The organism is Streptomyces sp. NPDC021622, assembly GCF_040640795.1.
Classification (GTDB): domain Bacteria; phylum Actinomycetota; class Actinomycetes; order Streptomycetales; family Streptomycetaceae; genus Streptomyces.
In genome coordinates this window covers 217,266-223,965 of the sequence record NZ_JBFACK010000019.1, presented here as the reverse complement: position 1 = coordinate 223,965, position 6,700 = coordinate 217,266, and the positions used below count along the sequence as shown (strand labels likewise).

Sequence of the window (6,700 nt, the reverse complement as noted above, 5' to 3'; positions counted from 1 at the left end):
TTTCCCTTTCCGGCGGTTCCGACTCTATCAGATCCTTTCGGGCCTGACTCCCAGTCAGCGGGGTTTGTCTTCCCGGCTGTTGGGCCGTTCCGACGTCTCAAACTCTAGCGGGTTTTCCCGGCGACTCATAATCGAGCCTTGGAATTGAATTCGGGCATGCCGAATGCGTTCCCGGTGGGATGTCGTGCAGAGTTTGGTTTGCCGCGTTTCAGCGGCGGGAGTTGCTGTCGCAGAACCGTTACGGCTCCGTGGCAACCCGAAGAACCTTACGGATCGGCCCGGTGACTGTCAAACCCCGAGGTGAGGCGCTCAGCCCAGGTCGGTGAGGCGGCCGCCGGCGTCCGGCTGAGCGTCCTCGACCCTGCGCAGGAGGCGGGTCAGCACTTCCCCGAGGGCGCCCCGCTCCTTGGGGGAAAGGTCCTGGAGGAGGTCCTCCTCGAAGACCGTGGCAAGGCGCATGGCTTCCAGCCACTTCTCGCGGCCCTCCGCGGTGAGCTCCACGATCACGCGTACGCGGTTGGACTCGTCGCGATCCCGGGTGACCAGGCCCTCCGCCACCATCCGGTCGATGCGATGGGTCATGGCGGCCGGCGTGAGGCCGAGCCGCTTGGCCAGTTCGCCGGGGCCCATTTGGTACGGGGCGCCGGAGAGGACGAGTGCCTTGAGGACCTCCCACTCGGCGTTGCTGATGCCGAGGGTCGCGGTCTGCCGCCCGTAGGCGACGTTCATACGGCGGTTGAGGCGGCCGAGGGCCGAGACGATCTCCTCGACCTGGGGGTCGAGGTCCTGAAACTCCCGCTGGTAGGCGGCGATCTGCTCGTCGAGAGTCGGCTCACTGGGGCCGGGAGTGTCACCCATGGCCGCAGTATGGCACGGGCCCGCTTGGCGTTGAAGTCCTTCCATGTGTATTGTTTAGGTTCTAACTTTAGCTTCGAAGTCTTCACGTCTAACTCCTAAGGTGGGTGAAAGTGACCAGGGCGATGGGCGCAGCGATGCGTCGCATTCAGGCAGGCAGCGCGCTGAGCGCGTTCGGTGTCGGGTTCACGGTTCCGTTCCTCTACGTCTATGTGGCGCAGGTGCGGGATCTGGGGTCCGGTGCGGCGGGCATCGTGCTCGCCGCGTTCGCCATGGCCGCGCTGATCGTCCTGCCCATCACCGGCCGCGTGATCGACCGCCGCGGCCCCCTCCCCGTACTCGTCGGAGCGGCGCTGGTCGCCTCGGTGGGGGCCCTCGCGCTCGGCTTCGCGAACAGTGAGGTGACGGCGATCGTCTCGGCGGCGCTCCTCGGCGCCGGCACCGCTGTCATGCAGCCCGCGCTCGCCACGATGATCGTCTGGTGCTCGACGCCGAGCACCCGCACGCGCGCCTTCGCCATGCAGTTCTTCCTGCAGAACCTGGGCCTGGGCATCGGCGGTCTCATCGGCGGCCAGATCGTCGACGAGCACCGGGCGAGCAGCTTCACGCTGCTGTTCTCCATCGAGGCCGTGATGTTCCTGGTGCTCGCCGCGATCGCGGTCACCGTGCGGCTGCCGCACTCGCCGTCGCTCCAGGGCACGCTGCCGAAGGACGCGCCGCGCGGCGGGCTGCGGGCGCTGGTCAAGCACAAGGCGATGGTGCAGCTGTGCGTGCTGGGTTTCGTGCTGTTCTTCGCCTGCTACGGACAGTTCGAGTCGGGGCTCTCCGCGTACGGCGTGGAGGCGGCCGGGATCTCGCCGTCGACGCTCGGCATCGCGCTCGCCGCCAACACGGCCGTGATCGTCATCGCGCAGTTCGCCGTCCTGAAGTTCGTCGAGCGGCGCAAGCGGTCCCGGGTGATCGCCGCCGTCGGTCTCATCTGGGCCGTCGCGTGGATCGCGGCCGGGTACGCCGGGCTCGGGCACGGCAGCCAGGCCATGGCGACCGCCGCGTTCATCTCCACGTACGCACTCTTCGGACTCGGTGAGGCGATGCTGTCGCCGACCGTCGCGCCGCTGGTCGCCGATCTGGCGCCGGCCGGCATGGTCGGTCAGTACAACTCGGCCTTCGCCCTGGTGAAGCAGCTGGCGCTCGCGGTCGGTCCTGCCGTGGGCGGGCCGATGGGGGCCTCGCTGCACGGGCCGTACATCGTGACGTTCCTGCTGTTCTCGCTCGGCATCAGCGTCCTTGCGATCCGGCTCGGCCGGCAGCTCACGCCGGTGCAGAACCAGCCGTCCCTCGCGAAGAGCCGGGTGGTCGCCCAGGGCGCCCCTGAGCCCGTACCGGCCGCTTCTTCTTAAGAAGTCAGCGCGGCAGGGCGAATTCGCACCAGACCGCCTTGCCGCCGCCCGGAGTGCGCCGCGAGCCCCAGTTCGAGGCGATCGTCGCGACGATCGCGATGCCTCGGCCCGCCTCGTCCGCGGGCTCCGCGCGGCGACGCCTGGGCAGATGGTCGTCGCCGTCCGTGACCTCGATGATCAGGCGGCGGTCCGTGCGGCGCAGGCGAAGGCGCATGGGCGGTGTGCCGTGCTGGAGGGAGTTGGCGACCAGTTCGCTGGCCGCGAGGACTCCCAGGTCGTGCAGTTCCGGCGGGAAGCGCCAGCTGGCGAGGACGCCGGTGGCGAAGGCACGCGCGCGTGGCGCCGCTTCCACGCCGCCGAGCAGCTCCAGGGCGGCGTTGCGGAACTGCTCGGATTCCAGGCCCGTGCGTGCCGGGTGCTGGAGGACCAGGACCGCCACGTCGTCGTCGTGGTCGGCCGTCACTCCCAGGGCGCGGATCAGGCGGTCGCACACCACCTGGGGTGTGCCGGTGGCGCCGGCGAGGGCCCGCTCCAGGGCGGCGACTCCCTCGTCGATGTCCTCGCTGCGCCGCTCGACCAGGCCGTCCGTGTAGAGGACGGCGGTCGATCCGGGGCCGAGCGGGACGGAGCCCGATGTGTGCAGCCAGCCGCCTGTGCCGAGCGGCGGGCCCGTGGGTTCTTCCGCGCGGTGGATCGTGCCGCTCTCGTCCCGTACGAGGATCGGCAGATGCCCGGCGGACGCGTAGACGAGGCTGCCCTCGTTCGGGTCGTGCACGGCGTAGACCATCGTCGCGATCTGGCTGGCGTCGATCTCGGCGGCCAGGCCGTCCAGGAGCTGCAGGACCTCGTGCGGTGGCAGGTCGAGGCGGGCGTAGGCGCGAACAGCCGTGCGGAGCTGGCCCATGACGGCCGCCGCGCGGACGCCGCGGCCCATGACGTCGCCGATGACCAGGGCGGTGCGGCCGCCGCCGAGGGTGATCACGTCGTACCAGTCGCCGCCGACCGCGGCCTCCGTGCCGCCCGGTTGGTACGTGGCGGCGATGCGCAGGTCGTCGGGCTGTTCCAACTCCTGGGGCAGCAGCGAGCGCTGGAGGGTGACGGCCGTCTCGCGCTGGGTGCGCTCGCTGGCGCGCAGCCGCTCGGCGGCCTCCGCGTGGTCGGTGACGTCGGCGGCGAAGACGAGTACGCCGCCGTCCTTGAGGGCGTCTACGGGGGTGCACGTGAAGGTGTACGAGCGGCCGCTGGGCGCCTTGCGGGACTTCACGGTGCGTGGCTTGGAGCTGCGCAGGACCTGGTCGAGGAGGGGCAGCAGGCCGAGCTCCTCCAGCTCGGGCAGCGCCTCGCGGGCCGGTTCGCCGACGGGGCGGTCCCCGAAGGCTGAGGTGTAGGCGTCGTTGACGTACGCGATGCGGTGGTCGGGGCCGTGCACCAGGGCGACGAGGGCCGGGATGTGGTCGAGCACCTCGCGGGTCGGCAGTTCGTCGACGCCGCCGGTGGGCGTGGGTGACGGGCCGTCCGGGCCGTCCGTGCGGCCCTCGGCGCGGGCCGCAGGGACGGAGCTTTCGGCTCGTGCCGGGGAGAGCCCCAGGTCATTCCGCGCTGCGGCGCGGCGCTGCGTTCCGGGGAGCCGGGCGCTCCAGCGCGTGAAGTTCACTGCGGTAGGCCTCGTGATGTCGCTTCTGGATCGGGCGGGGATTTCCGGCGGTCCTGGCCCGCCCATGGTCACACGAACAGTCTGGCCGACCGGACTGACATCCGTCAGACGCCGGCGGCGCGCACGGAGTTCCGGCCTCCGGTCAGGAGGACTCCTTCGGGCTTCTGCCCCCGGCCGCGAGTTCGAACTCCGCACGCGGGTGCTCGAGCGACCCCAGGGAGACGATCTCCCGTTTGAACAGGCCGGACAGGGTCCACTCGGCGAGGACCCGGGACTTGCGGTTGACGGTGGGCACCCGGCTCAGGTGGTAGACGCGGTGCATGAACCAGGCAGGGTAGCCCTTCAACTTCCGTCCGTAGACATGTGCGACGCCTTTGTGCAGCCCCAGGGAGGCCACGGAGCCCACGTATGTGTGCGTGTACTCCGTGAGGGGCTGTTTGCGCAGGGACGCGGCGATGTTGTCGCCGAGCGTCCTGGCCTGGCGCACGGCGTGCTGGGCGTTGGGGGCGCACTCCTTGCCGGGCTCGTCGGCGGTGACATCGGGGACGGCTGCCGCGTCTCCCGCGCCCCACGCGTGCGTGGCGCCGTCCACGGTCAGCTGGGCGGTGCAGTTCAGGCGGCCGCGTTCGTTCAGCGGCAGGCCGGTCGCGGCGAGCACCGGGTGCGGTTTGACGCCCGCGGTCCACACCAGCGTGCGGGTGGGGAAGCGCGCGCCGTCGCTCAGCACGGCGACCCGGTCCTCGCAGGAGTCGAGTCGGGTCTCCAGGCGTACGTCGATGTTGCGGCGCCGCAGCTCACGGACCGTGTACTTGCCCATCTCCTCGCCGACCTCGGGCAGGATCCGCCCGGAGGCCTCGACGAGGATCCACTTCATGTCCTCGGCCTTGACGTTGTGGTAGTACCGCGCGGCGTAGCGGGCCATGTCCTCCAGCTCGCCGAGCGCCTCCACGCCCGCGTACCCGCCTCCTACGAAGACGAAGGTGAGGGCGGCGTCGCGGACCGCGGGGTCGCGCGTCGATGAGGCGATGTCCATCTGTTCGATGACGTGGTTGCGCAGGCCGATGGCCTCTTCGACGGTCTTGAAGCCGATGCCGTGGTCGGCGAGACCGGGGATTGGCAGGGTGCGCGAGACGGACCCGGGGGCCAGGACCAGTTCGTCGTACGTGATGGCGGCCGGCCCCTCTCCCTCGTCCACGGTGGCCAGGGTCGTGAAGGAGGCGGACCGCTTGGCGTGGTCGATCGCCGTGACCTCGCCGATGACGATCCGGCACTTGTCCAGGACGCGGCGCAGCGGGACGACGACGTGCCGCGGCGAGATGGAGCCCGCGGCGGCTTCGGGCAGGAACGGCTGATAGGTCATATACGGCTCGGGCGTCACCACCACGATCTCCGCTTCGCCCCGCTTCAGCTCCGGCTTCAGCTTCCGCTGGAGGCGCAGCGCGGTGTACATGCCGACGTAGCCGCCGCCCACAACGAGAATGCGCACAGGTTCCTTCACCATCCCATGACGCACCCAGCTCTGGCGTTTGTCCACAGGCTCGGCAATTTGTGTGACCGGCCGCGATGCGTGACGCGCCGTTGGGGCTTTGCCGGGGCGATCGACAGGAGTGCAGGTCAGCGGGTGGGAGAGGGGTGAGGCACAGGGGTGCAATCGGGTCGGAATCGGTGCGTACTCCGATCGGGGGGCGCTCCGTGCGGAACCCACCTCTTCTGAATTGACTCTGGCTCAACTATGTTCGTGTGTCGTCGGGGTGTCGGGGGATGCGCTCGTCGGGTCCGGTTCAACGGGACCCGGGAACTGGGCTCGCTCCTCACACTTCGGTAGTCAATGACGGGGAGTGTCTCCGGGGGGAGACGTCATTACCGGGGGAACGCGTATGCATATGCAGGAATCTCACTGGACTTCTACGACGGCGACGGCACCGGCCATCGCCACCAGCGGGAACGGACGCGACATGGGGGACGGACCGCGTACGACGCCGCTGCGTGTGGACGCACAGCGCAATCTCGAGCATGTCCTTCGCGCGGCGCGCGAGGTGTTCGGCGAGCTGGGGTACGGCGCCCCGATGGAGGACGTCGCGCGGCGCGCGCGGGTCGGTGTCGGCACGGTGTACCGGCGGTTCCCGAGCAAGGACGTACTGGTCAGGCGGATAGCCGAGGAGGAGACCGCCCGGCTGACCGACCAGGCGCGTGCCGCGCTCGGTCAGGAGGACGAGCCGTGGTCGGCGCTCTCGCGCTTCCTGCGGACGTCCGTCGCGTCGGGCGCGGGCCGGCTGCTCCCGCCGCAGGTGCTGCGGGTGGGTGTCGCCGACGAGGTCGCCGGTGGTGTGCGGGAGGACGAGGCGCGGGTGCCGCAGCAGCGGCAGTCGGCGCCGGGCGGTCCCGAGCTGCGGCTTGTCGAGCAGCGCTCGGCGCCGGCCGAGGAGTCGGTGCCGGACGACCCGGGGGCGGTCGCGCTGCTCGACGTCGTCGGGCGCCTGGTGGATCGGGCGCGTGCGGCGGGCGAGCTGCGCGCCGATGTGACCGTCTCGGACGTGCTCCTGGTGATAGCCACGGCGGCGCCCTCGCTGCCGGACGCGGCGCAGCAGGCGGCGGCCTCCTCACGGCTCCTGGACATCCTGCTCGAAGGGCTGCGGTCGCGCCCCACGGCGTGATTCACCCGAGGGAGGGCTCAACTCCGTTTAAATGCAAGGGTGTTGAGCCTTCCCAAAAGGGTGAACCGTAGTGCTCGATCGCGCGAAGTCACCTCGGACGGGTGGTTGACGGTCATCGCCATCCACCGGAACGCGAC

General features: G+C 70.3%; 5 protein-coding genes. 2 read left to right on the top strand and 3 right to left on the bottom strand.

Features of this window, described 5'->3' with window-relative positions:
* Positions 1 to 309: 309 nt before the first annotated feature.
* Positions 310 to 858, bottom strand: coding sequence for a MarR family transcriptional regulator (locus AB0G47_RS32940; protein ID WP_266864856.1), 549 nt, complete (start codon positions 856 to 858; stop codon positions 310 to 312).
* A 122-nt stretch (positions 859 to 980) separates the two neighbouring features.
* Between AB0G47_RS32940 and AB0G47_RS32935 the strand changes: the two genes are divergently transcribed.
* The gene (locus AB0G47_RS32935; RefSeq protein ID WP_360777464.1) at positions 981 to 2,255 is read left to right on the top strand and encodes an MFS transporter; all 1,275 of its coding nucleotides are present in this window, start codon (positions 981 to 983) and stop codon (positions 2,253 to 2,255) included.
* A 4-nt stretch (positions 2,256 to 2,259) separates the two neighbouring features.
* On the opposite strand, the gene AB0G47_RS32930 is transcribed toward AB0G47_RS32935, so the two are convergent.
* Positions 2,260 to 3,909, bottom strand: a complete 1,650-nt coding sequence (locus AB0G47_RS32930; RefSeq protein WP_360777441.1) for a SpoIIE family protein phosphatase — start codon at positions 3,907 to 3,909, stop codon at positions 2,260 to 2,262.
* Between the two features lie 142 nt (positions 3,910 to 4,051).
* Positions 4,052 to 5,410: an NAD(P)/FAD-dependent oxidoreductase gene (locus tag AB0G47_RS32925; protein WP_360777439.1), complete on the bottom strand. Its 1,359-nt coding sequence runs from the start codon at positions 5,408 to 5,410 to the stop codon at positions 4,052 to 4,054.
* Between the two features lie 376 nt (positions 5,411 to 5,786).
* Here AB0G47_RS32925 and AB0G47_RS32920 point away from each other — a divergent pair, with 376 nt between their 5' ends.
* Positions 5,787 to 6,563 carry a helix-turn-helix domain-containing protein gene (locus tag AB0G47_RS32920; protein ID WP_360777437.1) on the top strand — a complete coding sequence of 259 codons (777 nt, stop codon included), beginning with the start codon at positions 5,787 to 5,789 and terminating at the stop codon, positions 6,561 to 6,563.
* The last annotated feature ends 137 nt before the right edge of the window (positions 6,564 to 6,700 follow it).